18 protein-coding genes are annotated in these 23,489 nt (G+C 62.2%); 12 read left to right on the top strand and 6 right to left on the bottom strand.

The features are described from left to right. The first annotated feature begins 3 nt into the window (after window positions 1-3). Both AC1ME3_RS16555 and AC1ME3_RS16560 read left to right on the top strand, forming a co-directional pair. Window positions 4-1,815: an ATP-dependent nuclease gene (locus tag AC1ME3_RS16555; protein WP_480954049.1), complete on the top strand. Its 1,812-nt coding sequence runs from the start codon at window positions 4-6 to the stop codon at window positions 1,813-1,815. Further along, the gene (locus tag AC1ME3_RS16560; protein ID WP_480954050.1) at window positions 1,815-3,326 is read left to right on the top strand and encodes a UvrD-helicase domain-containing protein; all 1,512 of its coding nucleotides are present in this window, start codon (window positions 1,815-1,817) and stop codon (window positions 3,324-3,326) included. Before AC1ME3_RS16555 ends, AC1ME3_RS16560 begins: the two co-directional genes overlap by 1 nt. A gap of 52 nt (window positions 3,327-3,378) precedes the next feature. On the opposite strand, the gene AC1ME3_RS16565 is transcribed toward AC1ME3_RS16560, so the two are convergent. The 5 genes from AC1ME3_RS16565 to AC1ME3_RS16585 all read right to left on the bottom strand — a co-directional run bounded on the left by AC1ME3_RS16565 (window position 3,379) and on the right by AC1ME3_RS16585 (window position 9,966). After that, window positions 3,379-4,479, bottom strand: a complete 1,101-nt coding sequence (locus tag AC1ME3_RS16565; protein ID WP_480954051.1) for a hypothetical protein — start codon at window positions 4,477-4,479, stop codon at window positions 3,379-3,381. Between the two features lie 434 nt (window positions 4,480-4,913). Then, on the bottom strand, window positions 4,914-6,017 hold the full coding sequence (locus AC1ME3_RS16570) for a glycoside hydrolase 5 family protein (RefSeq protein WP_480954052.1): 1,104 nt from the start codon (window positions 6,015-6,017) through the stop codon (window positions 4,914-4,916). A gap of 114 nt (window positions 6,018-6,131) precedes the next feature. After that, the gene (locus AC1ME3_RS16575) at window positions 6,132-6,836 is read right to left on the bottom strand and encodes a TetR/AcrR family transcriptional regulator (protein ID WP_480954053.1); all 705 of its coding nucleotides are present in this window, start codon (window positions 6,834-6,836) and stop codon (window positions 6,132-6,134) included. A gap of 8 nt (window positions 6,837-6,844) precedes the next feature. Beyond that, window positions 6,845-8,455, bottom strand: coding sequence for an AMP-binding protein (locus AC1ME3_RS16580; protein ID WP_480954054.1), 1,611 nt, complete (start codon window positions 8,453-8,455; stop codon window positions 6,845-6,847). Beyond that, window positions 8,437-9,966 (bottom strand): carboxylesterase/lipase family protein, encoded by a 1,530-nt coding sequence (locus AC1ME3_RS16585; RefSeq protein ID WP_480954055.1) that lies wholly within the window; start codon window positions 9,964-9,966, stop codon window positions 8,437-8,439. The genes AC1ME3_RS16580 and AC1ME3_RS16585 overlap by 19 nt, the downstream gene beginning before the upstream one ends. A gap of 160 nt (window positions 9,967-10,126) precedes the next feature. Between AC1ME3_RS16585 and AC1ME3_RS16590 the strand changes: the two genes are divergently transcribed. The 6 genes from AC1ME3_RS16590 to AC1ME3_RS16615 are packed head-to-tail and all read left to right on the top strand — an operon-like array spanning window position 10,127 to window position 17,810. Further along, window positions 10,127-12,997 (top strand): TonB-dependent receptor domain-containing protein, encoded by a 2,871-nt coding sequence (locus AC1ME3_RS16590; RefSeq protein ID WP_480954056.1) that lies wholly within the window; start codon window positions 10,127-10,129, stop codon window positions 12,995-12,997. Beyond that, window positions 12,994-14,304: a spinster family MFS transporter gene (locus AC1ME3_RS16595; protein WP_480954057.1), complete on the top strand. Its 1,311-nt coding sequence runs from the start codon at window positions 12,994-12,996 to the stop codon at window positions 14,302-14,304. The genes AC1ME3_RS16590 and AC1ME3_RS16595 overlap by 4 nt, the downstream gene beginning before the upstream one ends. Next, complete coding sequence (locus AC1ME3_RS16600; protein ID WP_480954058.1) at window positions 14,301-14,618, top strand: hypothetical protein; 318 nt, start codon at window positions 14,301-14,303, stop codon at window positions 14,616-14,618. Before AC1ME3_RS16595 ends, AC1ME3_RS16600 begins: the two co-directional genes overlap by 4 nt. After that, a complete protein-coding gene (locus AC1ME3_RS16605) occupies window positions 14,615-15,541 on the top strand; it encodes a CE1 family esterase (RefSeq protein ID WP_480954059.1) in 927 nt (308 codons plus the stop codon). The genes AC1ME3_RS16600 and AC1ME3_RS16605 overlap by 4 nt, the downstream gene beginning before the upstream one ends. Window positions 15,542-15,594: 53 nt before the next feature. After that, the gene (locus AC1ME3_RS16610; RefSeq protein WP_480954060.1) at window positions 15,595-17,166 is read left to right on the top strand and encodes a hypothetical protein; all 1,572 of its coding nucleotides are present in this window, start codon (window positions 15,595-15,597) and stop codon (window positions 17,164-17,166) included. A gap of 59 nt (window positions 17,167-17,225) precedes the next feature. Next, on the top strand, window positions 17,226-17,810 hold the full coding sequence (locus AC1ME3_RS16615) for a carboxymuconolactone decarboxylase family protein (protein ID WP_480954061.1): 585 nt from the start codon (window positions 17,226-17,228) through the stop codon (window positions 17,808-17,810). Window positions 17,811-18,011: 201 nt separating this feature from the next. On the opposite strand, the gene AC1ME3_RS16620 is transcribed toward AC1ME3_RS16615, so the two are convergent. Then, a complete protein-coding gene (locus AC1ME3_RS16620; protein ID WP_480954062.1) occupies window positions 18,012-19,076 on the bottom strand; it encodes an aldo/keto reductase in 1,065 nt (354 codons plus the stop codon). A gap of 91 nt (window positions 19,077-19,167) precedes the next feature. Here AC1ME3_RS16620 and AC1ME3_RS16625 point away from each other — a divergent pair, with 91 nt between their 5' ends. The 4 genes from AC1ME3_RS16625 (at window position 19,168) to AC1ME3_RS16640 (ending at window position 23,401) form a co-directional block, all read left to right on the top strand. Beyond that, window positions 19,168-19,719: a TetR/AcrR family transcriptional regulator gene (locus tag AC1ME3_RS16625; RefSeq protein ID WP_480954063.1), complete on the top strand. Its 552-nt coding sequence runs from the start codon at window positions 19,168-19,170 to the stop codon at window positions 19,717-19,719. Between the two features lie 607 nt (window positions 19,720-20,326). Beyond that, window positions 20,327-21,328, top strand: coding sequence for a histidine kinase dimerization/phosphoacceptor domain -containing protein (locus tag AC1ME3_RS16630; protein ID WP_480954064.1), 1,002 nt, complete (start codon window positions 20,327-20,329; stop codon window positions 21,326-21,328). Then, window positions 21,328-21,792, top strand: coding sequence for a response regulator (locus tag AC1ME3_RS16635; protein ID WP_480954065.1), 465 nt, complete (start codon window positions 21,328-21,330; stop codon window positions 21,790-21,792). Before AC1ME3_RS16630 ends, AC1ME3_RS16635 begins: the two co-directional genes overlap by 1 nt. A 118-nt stretch (window positions 21,793-21,910) precedes the next feature. Continuing rightward, window positions 21,911-23,401: a PAS domain-containing protein gene (locus tag AC1ME3_RS16640; RefSeq protein WP_480954066.1), complete on the top strand. Its 1,491-nt coding sequence runs from the start codon at window positions 21,911-21,913 to the stop codon at window positions 23,399-23,401. Window positions 23,402-23,489 lie beyond the last annotated feature (88 nt).

Consider the following 23,489-nt stretch of genomic DNA (forward strand, 5'->3'; position numbering starts at 1 on the left):
GGCTTGGCGACGCTCGATCACTCGCTCAAGGGATTTGTGATGACTATCGCTGAAGACGATCCGGCAGAAGCTAAAGCCTGTACATCGACGCTTCTGCGCCTGCGCATCGAACGGTTCAGGGGGCTGACCGAACTAGACTGGCATCCGAAGCCCGGCATGAACTTGATCCTGGGCGGTGGAGACGTCGGCAAGACGACGATCCTCGACGCGATCAGCCTGCTGCTCAGCCCGGTCAATCCGGCGAACCTCGCCGATACCGAATATCATGCCCGGCAGATCGAGCAGGGTTTCAGCATTGAGGGAATAATTTTGCTGCCGCCCGGATGCGGCATTAACGTCCAGATGAAGCCGGCGTGGCCATGGGGCTGGAACGGCAGCGACGCCATGGTCCCGGACCTCGACAGTGCCCCAAACGACGCCGAGACGCCAGTTTACAAGATCAGGGTTCGCGGAACCGACGAGCTCGAACTCTATTACGAGATCGTCCAGCCTGACGGGACAGCCGATGCCTTCCCCGTTGCCCTTCGTCGCGCGATCGGCCTGATCCGGCTTGGCGGCGACGATCGCAACGATCGGGACCTTCGCCTGGTCCAGGGCTCCGCGCTCGACCGCCTGCTTTCGGACAAGGCGCTGCGCTCGCGCATGGCTAGCGAACTCGCCAGCTCGAATGTGAAGAACCAGCTCGAAGATCAGGCCAAGGACGAACTCGTCAAACTGGACGCGGCGTTTCGCCACAAGAACCTACCGAGCGATCTCGATCTGCAAATCACCGGCGGCCAGGGCGCCTCAATCGCATCAATGGTCGGTCTGACGGCGCAACGGTATGGCGTGGCGTTGCCGCTATCGAGCTGGGGCGCCGGCACGCGCCGGCTCGCGGCGCTGGCGATCACCGAGCAGAACCAGAGCGAGACGCCTATCACGGTCGTCGACGAAATTGAACGCGGTCTCGAACCGTACCGGCAACGCGTGCTGATCAAGCAACTCCAGACCGCGGGTACCCAGGTCTTCCTCACGACACACAGTCCGACGGCGATCGGCGCTGCGGGTGCGGCCACACTCTGGTACGTCGATCATCAGGGCAGGATCGGAGAGATCAAGGGTGAAGCTGCAGTCCGGCATCGGGAGCGCGATCCCGAAATCTTCTTGTCCCGGCTCGCGGTGATCGCGGAAGGCGCCACCGAATGGGGTTTCGTGACCACCCTGCTGAGCCGCGCGATCGAGGTAGGTCTCGCGCCGTGCGGCGTCCACGTCACAAATGGCGGCGGCCATGAAAACACCCTCCAGCTGCTCGAGGCGCTCGACAAGAGCCGGTTGAGCTTCGCCGGATTCGTCGATGAGGAGAATCTCTACCCGCAGCGCTGGCGGACGCTTGAGGGCACGCTGGGCAAGCTGCTGTTCCGCTGGTCCAACGGCTGCATCGAACAGGAGATCATCGCTGCCACGCCGGACAACAAGCTCGAGAGCCTGATCATCGATCCCACGGGCGTGCAGACTGCCCAACGCTTCCGTTCCCTCGCTGACCGGCTCCGGATCGAAGAGCGGGACTTCGCCGCGATCCAGACTGCGGCGGGGGATCGCCTTCGAACGTTGCTGGCAGAGGCGTCGCTAGGCAAAGTTCCGGACGGCAGGCAGGCGGAGAAAAATGTCTATCGCGCGCACGCCCGAGCTTGGTTCAAGACTTTCAACGGCGGGCGGGAACTCGCAGACAAGGTGTGGAGCCTCGGCCTATGGCCGGACTTCGGCCCGCGCCTACTGCCGTTCTGCAACGCCGTGCGCGGCGCGGTCCAGCTGCATCCGCTGGCCGACCTGCCGTGATGTCGGATCGCACGGTCGCCAAGACTCTCCGGTCCGATGCGCCGCTTGTGGTCGTCGAGGCGCCCGCTGGATGCGGTAAGACCCATCAAGGTGCCGAATATGCCCGTGACGTAGCGACCGCCTCGCCCGGGCGCGTTCTGATCGTCACCCACACCCATGCCGCCTGCAATGTCTTTACCGAACGGACGGCGGGGGTCGGACGACGCGTGGAGATCAGGACTATCGACAGCCTGATCGCGCAGGTCGCGAGCGCCTATCATGGTGGGCTCGGGTTGCCCGCCGACATCGGTGCCTGGACACGGCGCACACCCAAGGGCCATGCGCAGCTCGCGGCGCGTGTGGCCCGGCTTGTCGATCGCCATCCGATGGTCGCAGCCGCCATCGCTGTCCGCTATCCAACGATCATCTGCGACGAACATCAGGATTCCAGTGGCGACCAGCATGCCGTGGTAATGGCCTTACTCCGGCAAGGCTCTCGTACGCGGATTTTCGGCGATCCCATGCAGCACATTTACAAGGAGGATCAGAAGTCGGCTGCGTCCGCGACCTGCGACTGGACCATGCTGCTCAAGGGCGCCGATGCGTGCGCGTCGCTCACGACGCCGCATCGCTGGAGCGGCGGCTGCTCGGAGCTTGGTCGATGGACGCTCGAAGCGCGCGCGACGTTGAAGGCGGGCAGCCAGATCGATCTGACCGGCGCCTTGCCGCGCAGCGTGAAGGTCGTTTTGGCCGAGAACATCTCCCAAAAAGCGCAAGGGCTGCGTTATTCGGAAGGGAAGCCGATCTTCGACGTGGAGAAGCGGGCGCAATCGCTGCTTGTGCTGACGCGCTATAACGAGGCGACGCGGTCCTGCCGCGGGATGTTCTACCGCCGGCTGCCGCTCTGGGAGGGGCATACGCGCTCGGCGCTAGAACAACTCATCGACGACCTTCATGCAGCGCAGTCCGATGCCGCCACCGTCGCGGGGGCCACGGTGCGGTTCCTCGGCAAAGTCGGCAAGGGTTTCACAAAAAAGGCGTTCGCGGACAGGTTCGAGCGGGAAGCGCGCGAGGGCTGCTTAACGGCCTGCAAGGGCAAGCCCGCGCTGCTGCAGGAGCTAGCGTCCTTTGTCGTCGGTCAGCCCGATCATCGCGGTGTCGCGGTGATGCTGAGTAAGCTTTACGCCCTCAGGGGCAGCGATCCGGCGTTCCGGGAGATCGAGATCGATCATTTCAGTGAATATTGGGATGCCGTGCATCTCGGTCGGTTTGACGACGTCGAAGCAGGATTGGCTGAACTGACCAACCGGCGCACATTCGTACGGCCAAAGCTCCCGGCAAAGGCGATTAGCAACATTCACAAGGCCAAGGGGCTTGAGTGCGGCAACGTCATTCTCATGCCAGTCGACGCCAAGACATTTCCTGACAAGCACGACGCGCGATGCCTCCTCTATGTGGCGCTGAGTCGTGCCAAGGACGGCCTGACGATTGTCGCGTCCAAGGCCAATCCGAGCCCTCTGCTGCGTGTCTAGTGCGTCACGTCGCCGTGGCTGGTAGCGATAAGGCTTGCGCGTCGACCGCGACTTACCGGACGGGCAGCTGCAGACCCACCGTCTCGAGATAGCGTAGCAGGCAGTAGCGCACGATGCGCTCAAGCCCGATATATGTTGGGGCACAGGCCAGTGCCTTCGCGAATTCCTTATCCGCGTGCATGGGCTTTCCCGGCTGGACCTCCTCGCAGTCCATGCTACGCGGCCCTACAACAATCCCAAAGCTCTGTCCCGTATGCACGTACCGGCTACGAAGATCATAGGCGGCGGAAAGCCGCTTCGCGATCGTCTTGGCTTCCAACCGGGCAAAGCTAGGCCCGGCCTGCGACTGCTCGAAAAAGGCAGGGTCGAGCAGCGACTCCAAGCCGAGGACAAAGCGCCGCTTGATGCCGCGAAGCTTGCTTCGCAAGATGCGCGCGGTCTTCGCGCCATCGGGCATCTCGGCCTCGATCCGCGCGAGCAACGCGCGGGTCTGGACATCCAATAGAGATGCCTCGTCGAGCTCGAGGGACCCAGTTAATATCTCTCCGACGCTGATCAGGTGTAGATAGGCGATCTCCATGTCATGCTCGGCCGCCCATAGCGCCTGCTGGTAGAATTTTAGTGCCGTGCGGAACGGCACGAGGCGCGGGTCGCCGCCGGGCGCGGAAAACAGGAGGGGCAGCATCGCGTCGAACCGCTCCAGCTCAAGCGGAAGCCCGAAATCGATGCGGGGCACATTGCCGTTTTGTGGTAGGCGCGGATCGCAGAAAAGGTCGAGCGCGCGCAGGTCAGGAAGGCCGAACAATCCACTATTCTCAATCGCCCCATGGCTGTCGAAGCGCTTGCCATAGAACAGGCTGAGATAGCCGCAGACCTGCTCAGCCACCGAGTCATATTGCGGGATAATGAAACCGCCCTGATCGCCAGGGTTGGTGCGGAACACCAGCGCGAATACCGCCCGGGCATTGTTCGCGCTTCGCAGTCGCTGATACGTCGCGCGATTTCCGAGACCGGGCATCGCGTCGGCAATAAGGAGATTGGGCGTATCGAGGCGCCCGGCAATATGACATGACGCCGAGATTAGAAATTTCTGAACGTCGGGCGCCGGTTTAAGAGGAGCGCGTTCGGGTGGCGCCTCATCCGATGACATCATATCGTCCTAGCGTCTGCGCCCCTGCCAAGGGGGCATTGAGTGACGGTAAACCGTCAGCGTCGACCTTCTAGCCGACGCTGCCTAAACGTGTCTCTAGTGGTAACGTAAGCACAGCGAACGCTTTTGGGATCGCTTAACGTTGGACTGAAAGGCAAGAATGGGGGCGCACTGCTGGCTTACCGCTCGACCGAACAGGAATGGCGGCTCCGGAGCAGATAGACATTCCCAGCGCCACATTGAAGCGGCGTATGTTAGTCGTGAGCTGCCTCGTCTGAACTGCCGAGGGCAGACCCACAATCGGACGCTCATGCCCTTTCCCCGGCTTCCCAACATCGGCCGCTCGTTCATCCCCGCGATATGAAATCGCAGCCCTCAACTATTCGCTCGCGAAGAACTGAGGCCTACAGTCTTGCACTGGCCGGGTAGGCGGAATATCAGCTACCTGTACGAGGAGGCTGGTACTTGCTCTTGGGCGCATCGACCAAGCGCTTTATCAGGTCGACCTCCGACTGACGGTACGGCGTCCCATCGGCCTCCAACATGTCGTGGAACCAAATCGTTGGCTGGGTCAGCGTGTAAGGATGATACCAACTGTCCCAAGGCAGCCGCGTCTGTGTCTTTCCATCGACCAAGCCCCAATTCATCATTGCGATGTTGTAGCGCTTACCAATCGGCAGACTGCCGTCGAAGGTCGAGCCGTTACCTCTTGCCATATACTCGGTGCACAAAATCGGCCGGTCATAGGGGAGTAGTTGTTTGACCTTGGCTTCGAACGTTTCTGGCCAATCGTAATTGTGAAAGCTGACGATGTCGGACTGATCGAGCTGGATGGCTTCGATTGGCTTGCGTTTACCGCCCGGTGCCCAGTCGCCGTCATGGCTCCAAACCGGGCTCGTCAGCGGCTGCGTCGGATTCATCGCCTGCGCCCATCGAAAGACATCGCCGAGCATTGCCCGGACTTGGGCGACCTTGCCGGGAGTCACCGGATAGGCAGGCGCGAGATTGTCGGGCTCGTTCCAGACGTCCCAGGCAAGAATGCGATCGTCCTTCGCGAAGGTCCCGATGATGTCCTGAACATACGCCTTGAGTTGCGGCCATGCCGCGGGATCCGCGAGGATCGCCTTCCCTGGAGACTGCACCCAGCCTGAGTTATGGACGCCCGGGATTGGCGGGTGCTGAGGCCCGAGCTTCGGATCGGGATCCCAGCAACTGTCGAAGAAAACCAGCATCGGCCGGATCCCGTGCTTCTTCGCGATGGCGAGGAACGTGTCGATGCGGTTCTTGAAGCCTTTGGGATCCTGCTGCCAGAGCTTGTCGTGAAGAAATACGCGCATCGTGTTCATGCCCATCGCCTGCGCCCAGCCGAACTCGCGGTCGATCGCCGCGGGATCCCAGGTCGCGGCCTGCCACATCTCCAGCTGGTTGATCGCGTTGGCCGGAACGTAGTTCGCGCCTACCAACCAAGGCTGCTTCGCATACCAGGCGTTAGCCTGCGCGCTCGTCCACCGTTCGCGGGCACTGGCTTCGCGCGCGCCCATGGTGGTGCAAGCGAGAGCGATCAGAGCGGGCCAAATCCGACGTTTCATGTGCATCTCTCCTGTCACCGCGACCGCCGCTGCGGTTCTTTCGGCCTGTTGGTCAGTATTTTCTGCTTAGCCTTCCACGCCCTTCGAGGCCGACGTCGCTGCAAATTCACGGAAACCCGCTGCCATGAACCGCGCCATCCGCGCTTTGACGGCCTCGAAATCGTCGGAGTGGCACAGACCGTTCGACAGCTTGTCGATCCGCCCGGTCCGCGCGAGCGTAAGCAGCAGGCTGCCGGTAACGAAGTGATAGCCCCAAAAGATATCCTCTTCTGCCATGTCGGGCATCGCCCGCTTGAGCAGGTCGATCAGCCGCATCACGACCGGATCGAAATGCTTGTCCATCAGCTCGGCCCCATAGTCGGTGTTACTGAGTTGGCCGCCGAGCGCACCCCAGTTGCGCCACCCTTCGCCGCCGGAAATATACAGATCCAGATCGGTATCTAGGAACGCGTGTAGCGCGCCCTCGACGGTCGGGCGGCCATCGCACGCACGTTCATAAGCATCGAGCGCCTCGATGCGCCGCGCGCGTGTGACAGTGGCGCGCCGTTCGAAGACCTCGACGAACAGCGCCTGCTTGTCAGCGAAATAATAGTGCATCAGCGACGTGTGGACGCCGACGCGCTGCGCGACGTCCTTGAGTGTCACACCGTAGATGCCGTGTTTCGAAAACAGATATTCCGCAGCGTCGAGAATCTGCTCGATGCTGTCCTCGCGACGCTCTTTTCTTGAACGTTTGGGCTGCGGGCGTTCGGCGGGTGTATCAGTGGCCATGACGAGGGTCATGCGCGGAGGACCGCGTCGGACGCAACCGCTTCGGCTGCGCCAAAAGTTACCCGGAGAGCCTGCTTGTCGATCTTGCCGGTAACGGCGAGCGGCATTCGGTCGATCCTGACGATCGCATCGGGCATCCACCACCGCGGGATCCGGCCATCCAGCAACGCTTCGATATCGACGTGGGCGCTGGCCTCATAGATCAGGACCGGCCGCTCGCCCCATTTAGCGTCGGCGCGTGCGATGACCGCGACCAAGCCCGTATCCAGACCCTCGGCGACAATGCGCTCGATCTCGCCCGGATTGATCCACTCGCCGCCGGATTTGATGAGGTCTTTCGCCCGTCCCGTGATCGTCAGGCTACCGTCCGCGTCGATGCGCGCCAGATCACCGGTATCGAACCAGCCTTCGGCATCGGTCGCATCCTGCGCAGTCCCGAAATAGCGCTGCACGACACTCGGTCCGCGGACTTGAAGATGCCCCTCTGTCTCGCGCTGCCTACCGAGCACTGTGCCGGATGCGTCCGTCAACCGCATATCGAGACCGATCGGCGCACGCCCCGCCGATCCGGAACGCGTCCGCTCGACGCCGTGGGGGGCGACAGTGCCGAGCGGTGAAAGCTCGGTCATGCCCCAACTCGCATGGACGGACACGCCCAGACCGCGTTCCAGTCGGCGTTGCGCGTCGATCGGCATGGCCGACCCGCCGAGATAGATTCGTTGCAAGGACGGCAACGCAATGTCGTGGCGCTCGACATGATCAAGCAGGTTGAGCCAGACTGTGGGCACACCCGCCGCGACCGTCACCGCCTCCGACGCGATCAAGCCGGCGAGGCTGGGGCCGTCCAGGTTCCTTCCGGGCAGCACGAGTCCTGCGCCTACAGCTGGCGCTGCAAACGGTATGCCCCAGCCATTGGCGTGGAACATCGGCACGATCGGCAGCACGCGGTCGTCCGCCGTCAGCGCCAGCGCATCGGCCTGAAGAAGGCGCAGGGTGTGCAGATAATTGCTGCGATGCGTATAGAGGACACCCTTGGGCGGACCAGTCGTCCCCGACGTGAAACAGAGCCCTGCAGGATCGTCCTCCAAGGCGGCCCCCCAAACCGGCGCCTCATAGTCACACCCCCCGGCCGTAAGATCGCGCAGCGATGTACCGGCGGAACGCTCCGGATCGTCGATCGCGATCGTCGATCGCGCGCCGTTGGTGATCTCGGACGCCAACGATGCAAGGCCTGAACCATAAAACAGGAGGCGTGGTCGGCTGCGCGCCATCATCGCGGTGAGCTGCGCTGCGCTCAGCCGTGGATTGAGCGTATGGCAGATCGCGCCGATCGCAGCAGCCGCATACCATAGCAGCACGTGCCCCTTGGTATTCCAGCCAAGCGTTGCGATCATGTCACCCCGCCCGATCCCCCCCGCGGATAGCGCAGCCGCCAGCTGGCCCGCCTCGCGCCGTAGTTCGCCATAGCCTGTTCGAACCACCCCATCGGGGCCTGCCGACGCCACGGTCACGTCGGGATGCCATTTGGCCGCATGGTCCAGAAACTTCTCTACGGTGAGGTCATGGCGCTGCATCGATCCTGCGTGCGACCGCTCGACGGTCATGGCTCGTTCGTCCACGCGGCGATCGAAGTTGCCAGCGCGGCCTTTCTCGCCTGCTCTTCCAACGGAGTGAGCATGGTCGCCTTGATCGGCGTGGCGATCGTCAGGCTGCGCGGTGCCGTTGCACCGTCGATCCGCGGCCAGGCGACTGTCCCCTTGGCGTTCGGATCACCGGTTCGCGCGAACTGCACCCAATAGTCACCCATCGCTCGCGAGGCGGCACGATCGGCATCGTCCCACACTGCACCGTCATACGGGTTGCCGAAGAGATATTGCAGCTCGTCGCCATGCCCTGCCCCTGCGGAACCAGCGCGTTGCGATGCGGGGACCTGGTCGAAATAATAGCTGTATGCGCGGCCACCGGCCGCGGCATGCATCGCTCCGATCGAAACCGAGGGCAGGATCGACAGGACATCCTCCGCCAGATCGGTTTTCGCCGCGTCGGCCGATTTACCCGGTCGTGCCGCGACATACTGCCTCTCGAAGTCGCTCACCGCGGTGCCCAATGCGAGTTTCACCCCATCGGCGTTGTTCGACGACAGAGTCGACTCGTTCGAATTCGCGCCAATGAGCAGCGGTATTTTCCTCTCGCGCTTGCGCAAGAACGCGGTACCCGGACTCGCGACGACGATCTTCCCATCGATGAAGGGGAAGCTCCGCATCAGCAGCTTGTCGGCCGGTAGCGCGCGCAGCTGTGCCGCGGTCACATCGCCCAGCCCTGCAGCATCGCTCAGCGTCTTGCCGACCGCCTCCACCTTTGCAAAGCTCGGCAGTACCGAGCCGCCCGCACCGGACTGACTGATCGCCTTGTCGAACAGACCCTCTGCGGCGGGCGACCCCATCAGGAGCTGCACCGTGCCAGCCCCCGCGGACTCGCCGAACGCCGTGACGTTACGCGCATCGCCTTGAAAGGCAGCGATGTTCTTCCGCACCCATCGCAGTGCGGCGATCTGATCCATGATTCCATAATTGCCGAGCGCGCTGCCCGGTGCTTCGCGCGTCAACGCAGGATGCGCGAAGAAGCCCAGCACTCCGAGTCGGTAGTTGAGCGTCACCACGACGACGCCGCGCCGTGCCAGGGCGGCACCGTCATATAGCGGTACGCCTGCCGATCCGTAGGTGAACCCTCCACCGTGGAGGAATACCATTACCGGATATTTGCCGGGCTTTGCCGGCTGCCAGATGTTGAGGAACAGACAATCCTCGCTGGTCGGGCCGACCTGTGCCCAGGCTTCCTTACGTCCCGCCGGCTGTATGCAGGCCGCGCCGAACCGCGTCGCGTCGCGCGTTCCCTGCCAGGCAACGACGGGGGCCGGCTCGCGCCACCGGCGATCGCCGACTGGCGGCGCGGCGTAAGGAATACCCTGGAATATCCGCAGATCGTCCGTGGCGCGTCCGGCGACAGCGCCACCTTCGACGGTCACAACAGGCCCCTGCGGTGCGGCACAAGCCGGTGCAACGCCTGCGAACATGGCCAGCGCCGCGACCAGCCCCGCCGCGACCAGCCCCCTCGTCAATCCTGATGTCATGCGCCCTGCTCCTCTATCCATTCCACGGGCTCTGATGGCCGCGCTGATACCCCTTTTCATCATTCACTAATTCACATGTCAATCAGTATTGACTCCATTTTATCTTTCGGAGATGACTATGGACGAGCGCCGAAGAGCGCCGTTTTTAGGGAGTAAGAGGATGCGAGGGCTTCTTCGTGCATCGGTATCGATGCTCGTGCTGGCGGCATGGCCTGCCGCGGCGCAAACCGTAGCTGCGGGCGAGCGCGCACCGGCGGCAACCAGTGCCGACCCGGTCCAGGCGGATACGACACCGCCCGACGACAGCACCGAGTCCAAGGACATCATCATCACCGGATCGCGCACAATCGTCGACGGATCGCGCGCGCCGACGCCGATCACCGTCGTGTCGGCAAGCCAGCTTGAAACCTCGGCACCAGGCACCATCGCGCAGGGATTGAACCAGCTCCCCGCCTTCCGCGGATCGACCGGTGCGGCCAATGGCCAGAGCGGATCGAACGCCGCCGATTCCGGCAGCTTCATCAACCTGCGCAATCTCGGCGCGCAGCGCACGCTGCTGCTGCTCGACGGCCGGCGCGCACCACCGTCGACGCCGCTGGGTACGGTCGACACCAACATCCTGCCGCAGGAACTCGTCAAGCGCGTCGATGTCGTCACCGGCGGTGCGTCCGCCGCCTACGGATCCGACGCAGTCGCGGGCGTGGTCAACTTCGTCCTCGATACCGGCTATGAAGGGCTGAAGGGCAGCGTCCAGGCCGGCACCACGACGTACGGCGACAACGGCACGCAGAAGGTCACGCTGACCGCCGGCTCGGGCTTTGCCGGCGGACGTGGCCGCATCGTCGCAAGCGGCGCGTTCTACAGCTCCGACGGCGTCGGCAGCAGCGCGAAGCGCCCTTGGGGCCGGGACGCCTATGCCGTCATCCGCGATCCGGCGAATGCCGCACAGAGCATCATCGTCTCGGATTTCAACAATCCGATCTTCTCGCCCGGCGGCGTGATCTACGGCGGCACCGGGCTGGGGTCTGGTGTGCTCCAGTTCGGTCCGGGCGGCACGTTGCTCCCGTTCGACCGCGGCACCATCGTCGACGGCGTGCAGGTCGGCGGTGACGGTCCCAAGACATCGACCAACCTGATCGCCAAGGTGCGCTATGGTAGCGGCTTCACGCATGCCGAATTCGACGTCACCGACACGCTGACCGTCTTTGGCGAAGGCATGTTTAGCAGCGTGCGCAATCGCTACAAACAGGTCGAAGACTTCTTCATTCCCGGCTTCAACGCGCCGACCATCCTGAGCGGCAACGCGTTCCTGCCGACCGCCGTGCAGTCGATCCTGACCGCCAACCGCCTCGGTGGATTCCAGCTTGGGCGCTTCTCGTACGATACCCAGCCCGCCACGGCGACGACGACCAACGACACCTATAATCTGGTCGCCGGCCTGAAATGGAAGCTGCCGAGCGACTGGCGGCTCGACGCCTATTATTCGCGCAGCCATAATACCCAGCTCACCAAGGTCGCGAACGACGTCATCTACAGCCGGTTCTTCGCGGCAGTCGATGCGGTGCGCAATCCCGCCAACGGCCAGATCGTCTGCAACGTCACGCTGACGAACCCGGGGCTGTATCCCGGCTGCGTGCCGATCAACCTGTTCGGTAGCGGCAGCCCGTCCCAGGCCGCGATCGACTATATTAAGGACACCGCCTTCTACCGTGCCGTGGTCAAGCAGCAGGTCGCCGAAGTTGCGCTGAGCGGGTCCGCGTTCACGCTCCCCGCCGGCGACGTCAGGGTCGCGATCAGTGCCGACTACCGCAAGAACTCGGTCACGCAGACCACCGACTCGCTATCGACCACCCCGGTGTCTGCGACGGGCCTGCGTCTGGTTCCCGCCGCGGTGCTCGCCGGCGCCGGCAGCTATCAACTCGGCAACACGCAACCCCTGGGGGGTTCGTTCGACGTCAAGGAGATCGCTGGCGAGGTCAACGTGCCGGTCCTGTCGTCACGCTCGCCGATCGGATCGATCGATCTCAACGGCGCCGCGCGCTACACCGATTACAGCATCTCCGGGTCGGTCACGACGTGGAAGGCGGGCGCAGTCTGGAAACCGGTCGACGGCATCGCGCTGCGCGGCACCGTGTCGCGCGATATTCGTGCGCCCAACATCCAGGAACTGTTCGGCGGCTCGATCCAGAGCCAGGTCACGGTCAACGACACGCGCAACAACCTCGCTGCCAACGTCATCCAGAGCCGGATCGGCAGCATCGCGCTCGATCCGGAGATCGCCAAGACCTATACCGGCGGTGTCGTCTTCACCGGTATTCGCGGGCTGGTCGCTTCCGTCGATTACTTCAACATCAACGTGAACGACGTCATTCAGACACTCACGCCGCAGCAGACGATCGATGCGTGCACCGCCTCGGCGTTCACGTCGGCCCAGTGCGCGAACCTCGTCTACACGAATGCGGCTGCGCGGACCGGGCTGGTCCGTGTCTTCACGCCCCAACAGAATCTGAGCCGTCTGAAGACGAGCGGCATCGACGGCGAGATCGGCTACACCGCACCGCTCGCCGGCGGGACGATGCAGGTCAGGGCGCTGGCATCGTATCTGATCAACTATTCGATCGGCGTCCCGGGCGGCGCGACGATCGATTACACCGGTGTCGTGGGGACGTATCAGAACCCGCGCGTCACCGCGCTTGCCAGCGCATCCTATTCGGCCGGCGCCGTCACGCTCTACGCGCAGGAACGGCTGGTCGGGAAAGGCAAGTTCCAGGCGAGCACCGACTATTACAATCCGGCGCTCAGCCCGTCCGACAATCGCATCCGTGCAGCCTGGTACACCGACGTCACGTTGAATGTCGATGTCGGCACGGACCGCCGCATGCAGCTGTTCGGCACCGTCAACAACCTGTTCAACGCGCATCCGCCGATCATTCCAAGCGGCGCGTTCCAATATGATTATCCGACCAACGCCAGCCTGTACGACGTCGCTGGTCGCACGATCACCGTTGGCGCACGAATGAAGTTCTGGTGACCGCTGCCAGCGCCACGCCGGAGGTCCCCTCCCCGCGCACAGCGGGGACACCGACGCCAGCGCGGCGCTGGATCACGCTTGGCATTCTAACGGTCGTCTACATTCTCAATTATGTCGACCGGACATTACCGTCAGTCCTGGCAAAGCCGATCCAGGACGATCTGAAGCTGACCGACGGCCAGCTCGGATTGCTCGGTGGACTGTATTTCGCGCTGTTCTACGGTGTGCTGTCGCTCCCCGTCGCCTGGTTCGCGGATCGTGCGAACCGGGTGCGCATCGTCGCCGTCGCGTGCGCGCTTTGGAGTGCGGCGACGATCGCCTGCGGTCTGGCCCGCGGCTACGGTGAACTCGCGACGGCGCGGATTGCGGTCGGTGTCGGTGAGGCTGGCGGCGTTGCGCCGTCCTATTCGATCATCGCCGATCTGTTTCCCGGCGAACGCCGCGCCACCGCACTCTCGCTTTACAATCTTGGGCCGCCGCTGGGCCAGATGCTCGGCGTCGCCGGCGGTGCGGCGCTGGCCACCAGCGGTGGTTGGCGCCACGCATTCCTGGTCGTCGGCGCGATCGGCATAGTCGCGGCCTTGATCGCCTCGATCGCTTTGCGCGAACCCGCGCGGGGCATGATGGATGCCGCTGTACCGAATGCCCCGGAAGCGCCGGCGCGCATCGACCTCATCTCCAGCGTTCACCTCTTCTGGGCCGACACGACACTCCGGCTAGCCGCATTCGCTGCGGCCGCATCGGCGTTCATCGGATCGGGCACGCTCGCCTTCCTGACGTTGTTCCTGATGCGCGAGAAAGCCATGACCTTGCAGCAGGTGGGCAGCTACTTCGCGGTCCTGCTTGGCGTCTGCGTCTGTTGCGGCATCTTCGCCTCGGGCCGACTGGTCGACGTCCTGTCACGACGGTCGACCGCCGCATACGGACTCATTCCCGCCCTTGCCACGGCGGTATCGCTGCCGTTCTTCCTTGGCTTCGTCGCAGCGCCCGACTGGCGGATCGCGCTGGCGCTGCTCGCCGTGCCGCTCTTCTGCAACTATTTCTACCTGACGCCGGCAGGTGCGCTGGTGCAGGCACGCGTCCCCGCCGATCGGCGGGCGACTGCCAGCGCGGTGATGCTGCTCGTCATGAACCTGATCGGCGGCGGGCTTGGTCCGACGTTCCTCGGCATGGTCAGTGATGCCGCGCGCAACGGCCATTCGGATACGCCGCTGCAATGGGCATTCTACGCGATGGCACCGGTCTTTGTGATCGCGGTCTGCCTCCACCTTGCCGTGGCACGAAGGCTCAGGCGGCCGGCACTGTGATGCGCTCCGTGGCGCTGATCGTCACTGCCCTGACGCTCACTGCGTGCGACGGCAGCAAACGCCACACCAGCGGTAGCGACATCGTCGTCGTCCGCAACGACACCGACCTGCACGCCGATGTAGTTGAGCCCGTCGTCGACCAGAAACGGCAGACGCCGATAGTCACGCCGCCCCCGCCGTCCGGCCTCGAAGCTCCGCCAATCGTCAGCGGCACCTTCACCGACACGCCGCTGCCGCCCGAACTGGCGCATCTGAAAAATCTAGGCGCCGCACCGATCACCACCCCATCGAAGCCCGAGGAGAGGATACCATGACGATCCGTACGCTGAGTGCCGCGCTGGCGCTTCTGCTGGCCTTGCCGACCGCCGCGTCCGCGCAAATTCTGGCGCCGACCGCGCTTGCGCCGGGCGATGGCGATTACATCATCGCACCCGATATCGTCCCCCGAACCTTCAAGCTTCACGTACCGGCAAGCTATGACGGTACGCAGGCGGTACCGCTCGTGCTCGACTTCCACGGTTTCAGCTCGACCGCCGAAGAGGAGCGCAGCGTCTCCGGCCAGCTTCAGCAGTCTGATAAGCGCGGCTTCATCGTCGTCTATCCCGCGGGACTCGCGCGAAGCTGGAACGGCTATGGTTGCTGCTCGACGAGCAAGGCGACCGAGGTGCCAGACGTCCACTTCGCACGAGCGATCATCGACTGGGTGAAGGCCCGCGCGAAGATCGACGCAACCCGCATCTACGTCACCGGCATCTCCAATGGCGGTTCGATGGCGCACCGTATGGCGTGCGAAGCCGCCGACGTCGTCCGCGCGTCCGCCGCGGTCTCCTTCCCGCTCAACCTCGACAAGTGCACGCCGCGCCGTCCGGTCACGCTGTATTCGATCGCCGGCACTGCCGACACGACGATCCCCTATGACGGATCAAGGCCCGACGCGCCGGTCAGCAACATCGCGGGCGTACCGATCCGCATCCAGTCCGCGCCGGCGAGCCTCGCCGCCTGGAAAGCCAATGACGGCTGCTCGTCAACCCTGACCAGCCGTGCCGTGATCCCGGATCAGGTACTTGAGGATGTCTATACCGACTGCGCGGGCGGCGTCCGGACCGGACTGCTGACGATCGTGGGCGGCCGGCATGTCCTCTACAACGGCTATCGCGGTCCCACGCAGAGCTACAGCGGCGACAACGCGCCGATCGATGTGTCCGAATATATCTGGACCACCGTTTTCACCCAGTGACCGCGGGACGGCATCGTCCCTCCGATAGCGATCAAAACGAGGCGCATTGCACCATGTCTCAGAACCGGCTGACAGGCGTCACGACACGCCGTGAAGTATTGTTTGGCGCGGGAGCACTCGGCAGCATCGCTCTAGCGGAAAGCGTTGCGGGGGCGGGGGCGGCGTCGCCCGGTCGCGACATCGTCCCGTTGCCGACGCCCGAGATAATCCGCCGCGATTATCAACGGATGGTGGATTTCGGACCGCGGCTGCCAGGACACCCCAATCATGTTCGCTTCGTCGACTTCCTCGCACGTGAGTTCCAGCAGATCGGCCTGACCCTCGGACCATGTGACAGCTATGCCTATCGGCGCTGGGATCCGCTGGCCTACGGGCTCGATCTCGAGGACGGCGTAGCGATGAGGCCGGTCCCGAACATCGCCTATTACGTCCGATCGCAACCCGCTCCCGCCGGCGGTATCACCGCGCCGCTTCATTACGGCGGAACGATCGACAAGAACGGCCCGACCGCGCTCGGCGACGTTCCGGCCGGTAGCATCGTCGTGTTCGACGGCAAGCTACCGCAGACGACGATCAAGCGTCTGGTCGATCCGCTCTACATCCACGTGCCGGACGCGGAGAAAGCCGAATATTTGTCGCGGCCCTATAAACGGCTGTGGCTCATGCCTGCATTCCCGCTCGAGGCGGTGCTGGCGAAGGGGGCGGCGGGTGTCGTCATCATCATCGACGTGTCGGATGCGATGATCGCCGGAAACTTCTCCCCCCACGCCAGTCATTACAAGCCGCCGCTCCCGGCACTGTTCGTCGGAAACGAAGCGGGCAATGCCGTCCGCCGGCTCGCCGAGCTCGGGAAACGCGCAAAGCTCACGCTCGACGCACAGTGGGTCGATTGCACTGTGCCCTCGCTAACGGCGATCCTCCCAGGCGAGAGCGACGAAGTCGTCGTCATCGACACCCACACCGACGGCCAGAACTTCATCGAGGAAAATGGCGGCTTGGCGATGCTCCAACTGGCCCGGCATTTCGCCAGCCTGCCCAAGCACCAACGCCTCCGCCGGACCTTGGTCTTCGCAGGATGGCCCGGTCACATGAGCGGTGCCCTGCCCGAATGTGCAGGCTGGGTCCGGGCGCATCCGGATCTCGTCAAGCGTGCCGCGGCTGCGGTAACGATCGAACACCTCGGCGCGCCCGAATGGGAAGACGTTCCCGGCAAGGGCTACGCGCCGACGGGGCGCAACGAATATATGAACTTTGCGACAACCGGTGGGGTATTGAACGATTTAGTCAAGGACGGCTTCCGTAAGTTCGACCTGCGTCAGCATGGTATCCAGGCTGGTCCTGGCACGACGACCGGCGCGGTGTTCCATGTCAGCGGCGTTCCGCATGTCGGGATCATAGGCGGTCCCAATTACCTACTGGGCATCGTCAAGAACGGCCACATGGACAAGCTGGACACCGACCTGGCGACGCGACAGACGGCCATGATTGCTGAGTTGCTCACGCGCATAGACGGTGTATCGGCAACGGTCCTCAGATCAGCCGATCATACCCTTGGGGCGCACCCCGCGCTTGATGCCGATACGAGCGTGCGAGCGCCCTGCCATCCCACAACCGCGCAGAACTGACTCCGAGCCCGGGCCTCCCGGGAAGCGGAACTATTTCTAATATTATTGGGAGAAAACCGATGGCTGGACCAAACCCATATGCGAACGACGTCGTCGTTCCCCTCCCCTCGGACGCAGAAATTTCGCGTGTCCTCGGTGACGCCTATGATCCTGCGAAAGCACTGAATGTCGTCAAGATGTTTGCGGGTACCGGCGACATGTGTGAGGCGACTATCGGACTGGTTAAAGCGGTATTCGCTACAGAGGGCATCGATCCGAAGCTGCGTCAGGCGATCATTCTGCGCGCTGCGACCGTGCTCGATGTTCCGTACGAGTGGCAGGCGAACGTTCCGATGTCGCGGAACAATGGACTGTCCGACATGGAAATCGAGCGGATCGGTACGCCGGGCCCAATCACGAGCATTCCGGACGATCGCGCGCTGGTGTGTACCGCTACCGACGAGTTGAGCAGCAACGGCACGCTGACCGACGCGACATTACAACGTCTGCTCGACGCGCATGGCGCCACAATGACACGCAAGATTATCCTGATGATCTCATGGTTCAATTTGCTTAGCCTTTTCCTGAATGGCTGTCGGGTGCCAATGGAGACCACAGACAAGATCGGGTCCAAGCGGTCGCCATTGGAGACGTCATCGGATTAAGACGATTGACCAATGCATTTCATGTGCTTGGTATCAAGCCGATCTGATCAAATTGCTGTCAGGCATGCGGCTATAGCAAAATACACCGTCCCCATCCGAAAAGCCATATGCCGCGAACAGACATCGCTCGATATAGCCGTAGTTACCGCCTGCTCCGATCTACGAAAGTATCGGAGCAGGCGGTCGAATTTTACGCAACACTCAGGCTACGGGGCGGTCCAAAATGTCGATCCGGTCGACCATGTCGCCCGTGATGAGGTCCTGGATTCGGCGTTCGTTGAGGACAGTGTACGGGTAGACTGGTGGGATCGCGCTCACGGTATCGAGGCGCGTCATTTGCGCTGCCGACAACGTTACGTTTGCTGCGGCCAGGTTGGCCTCAAGTTGTTTGAGCGTGCGGGGTCCGATGATCGGCAGGGAGCCCTTCGCAGCAACCCAGGCAATTGCGATCTCGCCGGGGCTCACGCCGGCTTCGTCCGCGATCGCGATCAGAGTGTCCAGGACGGCCGTACGCTGCGGGCTATTTTCAGGCTGAAAGCCAGCGCCGGCCCAAGCCTCGTCGCGCCGGTCCTGCGCCTTGCCGGCACGATATTTGCCGGTAAGCACACCACCGCCGAGGGGCGAGAAGGCGACGACGCCGAGCCCAAGCGCTTGGGCGGCCGGAATCAGTTCCGCCTCGGTCGCGCGCTGGACGAGGCTATGCTCGACCTGAATGCCCGCGATCGGGACGCTGCCGCGAAGCTCCGCAATCGTCGCAGCCCGCGACACCCGCCAGGCTGGGAAGTTCGACAAGCCCGCATAGAGGATCTTGCCGGCTCGCGTCAGGTCGTCGAAACCACGGACAATCTCTTCCAGTGGCGTAACCCCGTCCGAGACGTGGACCCAGTACAAATCGATACGATCAGTCTTCAGCCGTTTAAGACTGGCCTCTACCGACGAAACCATCGCTTGCCGGCTGTTGCCCGTGACAAGAATACCCGATGCGGCATTCGTTTTCACGGCATATTTCGTGGACAACACGAACTCATCGCGCCGTCCGGTCAGCAGGTCGCCGAGAAACTCCTCGGACTGGCCGTCCTGATAACCGTTGGAGCTGTCGAGGAAGTTGCCGCCCGCACCGGCGTAGGTATCGATGATCCGGCGTGCTTCGGCAGCATCGGTACCGTGGCCCCACGCGGTACCGAAGTTGGCCGTGCCGAGAACAAGTTCCGATACGCGCAAGCCTGTATGCGTGCCGAAAAGTTTGTAGCGAAGGGCATTTTGCATGGGTGTTTCCTTCAAGATCAAAAGCTAGTAGACAAGCGGATCAGTGCTACACATATCCGTAGCACTGATCCGCTTGTCAAGTGAGGGAGCCATGCGCGCCGACGCCAAGAAAAATTATCACCATGTGTTGACAACCGCACGGGACGTGATCGCCAAGCAAGGTGCGGATGCATCGCTGCGCGATATCGCTCGGCAGGCCGACGTTGGACTTGCAACGCTATATCGGCATTTTCCGACCCGTGAGGCTCTGCTGGAGGCACTTCTACGCACCAGCTTGGACGAACTGACGCGCGAGGCTGCCGATCTCGGTAAGGCCAAGGCACCCGATGAAGCCCTTTCGCTTTGGCTTCCCCAGGCGGTCTTGTTCGTTCGAAGCTACAACGGGGTTGTTGCCGTCATGGCCGCCGCGCTGGACGATGAAAGTTCCGCTCTGCACGCCGCCTGTACCAGCTTGCGTGCGGCCGGCGGGCGTCTGCTCGAAAGGGCTCAAGCTGAAGGAACGGCGCGCACGGATATTGATGGTATCGATCTTTTCGGTATCATCGGCGCACTAGGCTGGCTTGGCGACCAACCCGCCTTCTCCTCACGCGCCGATAATTTGCTGGCCATCATTGCTGGTGCAATTCTGCAGGATCACAGGTGAAAAGAGCTCAGAACTGGGCTTCTCAATCACAATCGTAGACGGGAACTGATCATGTCAATTCGCTAGACGGCCGTCCTAGAGCTCTGCTGTCCGAAGACCTATCCCAGAGTGTCTGCGCAGCAATTGCCGCGACGAGACGGAGAAGCGAGAAATGTCATACTGGCCAAACAGCTAGTAGTCCTTCAAGGGTGGACCGGTTTAATGTCTGTCCATAAGCGTCAATCGACCAGACCGATTGAGGCGGGCAGACCCACACCTTCCAACCCGACCTACAAGCGGACACTCATGAGCCGTTTTCGCTTTCCCTACTTCTGCCATTCGTTCAGCTTCCAGCCTGCAAGACGGGTCGTCGATTTTCGATCTCAAAGAGGCTTTGTACGCGCAAGCCATGCCGCCCAATGGTCATGCCTGAGTGAGACGAACTCGATCTCTCAGCGGAACGGAAAACGATCAAAACGATTTAGTCCCGGCACGGAGTTCGGCTGGTCGGCACGCTCCACGGAGGCGTGATGAAGCAGCGGGACGATTGGCATCTGACGGAAGCACTCGGTTACGAGCACGGACGAGCGGACCTTTTGCCGCGGCTGTTCGGGCTACCCGAATGCCTATGGTCATTACGGACCCCGCGCAGACCGATAACCCGATCGTCTTCTGCAACGAAGCCTTTCAAACGCTGTCGGGCTATGACCGAAGTGAAATCATTGGCCGTAACTGCCGCTTCCTGCAGGGTCCCGACACCGACCGAGAGCAGGTGGCTAAAGTGCGTCGGGCAATCGACGCCCAGACCGACATTGCCGTGGACCTTCTAAACTATGGAAAGGATGGATCTGCGTTCTGGAACGCGTTGTACCTGAGCCCTGTACGCAATGACGCCGGCAAGGTTGTATTCTTCTTCGCCTCCCAGCTTGATGTTACTGACCGCGTCAAAGCGCAGACTATAATTTCAAAGCAGAAGTTATTGGTCGAACAGGAAGTCGAGGCGCGCACGTCAGACCTCGAGGCCGCGTTAGATGCGAAAACTCTGCTGCTTCACGAAGTCGACCATCGCGTAAAGAACAATCTTACGATGATCGGTTCGCTTCTGCGTTTGCAGGCGCGTAGCATATCAGACCCGGCCGTTTCATCAAAACTTGAAACCATGCTCGAACGGGTTGATGCGCTGGCGACAGTGCATCGCCGTCTTTATCAGTCGGACGACGTCACCCGGTTCGATGTCGGGGCGTTTACCGAAAATCTAATCAGCGACGTCGTTGGTGCCAGCCGACGCGACGACATCAAGCTTGTTTCGAACATTTCGCAAATAGAGGTGCCGTCCAGTAAGGCGGCATCGCTTGGGTTGATCCTCAACGAAATAGCGACCAACGGTATCAAGCATGCATTTGCCGACGGGCGAGCCGGTACGATTTCCGTCCTCACCGCCCTAGAAGGCAATAATGCCCTGATCGAAATCACCGATGATGGGCATGGGCTTGCCAGCAATTACGTTCAGCCGGACGGCATTGGCAAAATGCTTGTTTCCCGCCTCGCCAAGCAAGTCAGAGCCGACGTCGTGTGGTCTGACGCCGCCCCCGGTGTTCGTGTATCCCTCTCATTCCCGGTGGACGATTAATGAATGTACGTGCCCAACCGCCGTTGAATGTGCTGATCGTCGAGGACGAAGCTCTTTTGGCGATGGATATTGAAGCGATGATCGAAGACGCCGGTCACCGTGTCGTCGGCGAGGCCGCGTCTCTCTACGAAGTTGAAGACCTGGCAAGCGATCCCCATCCGGACTTGGCTTTTGTCGACATACAGCTTGCGAAAGGCACCAGCGGCCTGGATGTCTGTGCACTGATCCGGAATCGATGGGCGGACGCAATAGTCGTCTTCGTCACTGCAAACCCACTTAAGATCCCAGCCGACTTTGCTGGTGGCCATGGCGTCATACCCAAGCCCTTCTCCCGGAATGGTCTGATGTCCGCAATGCGCTACATCGAAGAGGGTGTCTGCGATCCACCGCCCGTATCCCCGCAGCCAGCGAGCTTCATTGCAGCGCCCGCGTTTGCCGCAGAGTGGTCCCAGACCAGTCCCTGATTTCCGGGTGATAAGCGACAATCCACGGCCTCACGAAGTGGGACGACAGATGACAGAAGTTATACATAAATTCGATTACGTTGATCCATCAACGTCTTACCGCTAGGACGTTCCCGCTTTGGACCGTCAGCCACTCCCACCTTCGCCTATTCGACCGCACGATGCCTCAGGTGTCGTACGCGAGGCTGTCGACGCCTTTGCGTCCCGCCTCAACGAGCATGACCCCTTCGTTGCGGCGTTCGATCACTGCATTACGCCGATGGTCGTCAGCGATCCAACGCTACCGGATAACCCGCTGGTTTACGTCAATCGTGCGTTCGAGGCTCTGACGGGGTTCTCGGCAGTCGAGGTCGTTGGCCGGAACTGCCGTTTTATGCAGGGACCGTTGACCGATCAGGCCGACGTCCGACGTATGAAGGATGCGGTCGCTAGCCGCGAGCCGATCGATATCGACCTCCTGAATCACCGTCGGGATGGTACGCCGTTCTGGAACCGCCTCATGGTCGCGCCCGTGCATGACGCGACCGGCAGCCTACGCTACTTCGTTGCATCCCAGCTCGATGTCACGCTCGAGCGGCACGGGCTGTTGCAGTTGGAACGCGACCGCGACACGCTGAGTGCCGAGCTTGCGAAGCGCGAAGTCGCTTTGGCCGAACGAGAAGCGCGCCTGGCGCTTGCGCTCGATGCTGGCGGACTGGGCACTTGGACCATCGACTTGCCAGAATGGCGGCTTAGCTATTCGCCAAGCTGTCTTGCAAACTTTGGAAGGCCGGCCGGAGAGATATTATCGGCGGAAGGCTTGTTGGCTTGCGTGCATCCAGAGGATCGCGAACTCGTCAGATCTTCGCTGAACAGCGCTATCGAGCATGGCACGCGTTATAACGTCGAATACCGCATATTGACGCCTGAAGGCGAGCAACGCTGGATCCATTCCCAAGGCTCGCTGCAGCGCCGTGCGGATGGCACACCGTTGGCAGTTTCGGGCTTTTCGAGCAATGTTTCAGCTCGCAAATTCGCCGAGGAGCAACGGTCGGTTCTGGCACATGAACTGACACACCGCGTGAAGAACACGCTTGCGACGGTCAGTGCCGTTGTGAGTCAGACGCTACGCGATGCTGCGTCCCTCGCTGAAGCTCGGGATGCGGTGTCGGGCCGCATCGCTAGCCTCGCGTCTGCGCACGAACTTCTGCTTAAGGATGAGATCGAAGGCGCGGCAATCGGTGAGATCGTCGAGCGGGTGTTGGCGCCGTTCATGGACAGCAACGGTCGACGGTTTTCCGCTGTCGGGCCGACGATACGGCTGACCCCGGAAGTGACACTTGCGTTGTCGATGGCGCTGCACGAGCTGGCGACCAATGCGATCAAATATGGTGCGCTCTCGGTACCGGAGGGTCAGGTTAGCATACGCTGGGACCTAAACGGCAATGCGACGGAACGTCGACTTACCTTCTCTTGGGCAGAGCAGGATGGTCCTGTCGTTGCCGTGCCTACGCGTATTGGATTTGGTACGCGAATGATTGAGCGTGTCCTGTCACGCCACATCCGCGGCAAGACGGAAATCCAATATTTGCCGGAAGGTGTTCGCTTCGCAATCGAAGCGCCGATCTAAGCTTTCGACCTTGTCTGACATTTATTAACCCCGTGGCGGGCCCATTGCGTGACCACACTGGTTAAGAGCTCAGCTTAACGGGATCTGT

The organism is Sphingomonas sp. BL2 (genome assembly GCF_056680015.1).

Bases quoted from the DNA above. Each gene is read 5' to 3' on its own strand.
- AC1ME3_RS16625 (WP_480954063.1), top strand. From the start codon at position 19,168: ATGCGCGCCGACGCCAAGAAAAATTATCACCATGTGTTGACAACCGCA.
- AC1ME3_RS16590 (WP_480954056.1), top strand. From the start codon at position 10,127: ATGCGAGGGCTTCTTCGTGCATCGGTATCGATGCTCGTGCTGGCGGCA.
- AC1ME3_RS16585 (WP_480954055.1), bottom strand. From the start codon at position 9,966: ATGACATCAGGATTGACGAGGGGGCTGGTCGCGGCGGGGCTGGTCGCG.
- AC1ME3_RS16570 (WP_480954052.1), bottom strand. From the start codon at position 6,017: ATGGGCGCGCGCGAAGCCAGTGCCCGCGAACGGTGGACGAGCGCGCAG.
- AC1ME3_RS16610 (WP_480954060.1), top strand. From the start codon at position 15,595: ATGTCTCAGAACCGGCTGACAGGCGTCACGACACGCCGTGAAGTATTG.
- AC1ME3_RS16575 (WP_480954053.1), bottom strand. From the start codon at position 6,836: ATGGCCACTGATACACCCGCCGAACGCCCGCAGCCCAAACGTTCAAGA.
- AC1ME3_RS16635 (WP_480954065.1), top strand. From the start codon at position 21,328: ATGAATGTACGTGCCCAACCGCCGTTGAATGTGCTGATCGTCGAGGAC.
- AC1ME3_RS16565 (WP_480954051.1), bottom strand. From the start codon at position 4,479: ATGATGTCATCGGATGAGGCGCCACCCGAACGCGCTCCTCTTAAACCG.
- AC1ME3_RS16615 (WP_480954061.1), top strand. From the start codon at position 17,226: ATGGCTGGACCAAACCCATATGCGAACGACGTCGTCGTTCCCCTCCCC.
- AC1ME3_RS16605 (WP_480954059.1), top strand. From the start codon at position 14,615: ATGACGATCCGTACGCTGAGTGCCGCGCTGGCGCTTCTGCTGGCCTTG.
- AC1ME3_RS16630 (WP_480954064.1), top strand. From the start codon at position 20,327: ATGGTCATTACGGACCCCGCGCAGACCGATAACCCGATCGTCTTCTGC.
- AC1ME3_RS16560 (WP_480954050.1), top strand. From the start codon at position 1,815: ATGTCGGATCGCACGGTCGCCAAGACTCTCCGGTCCGATGCGCCGCTT.
- AC1ME3_RS16620 (WP_480954062.1), bottom strand. From the start codon at position 19,076: ATGCAAAATGCCCTTCGCTACAAACTTTTCGGCACGCATACAGGCTTG.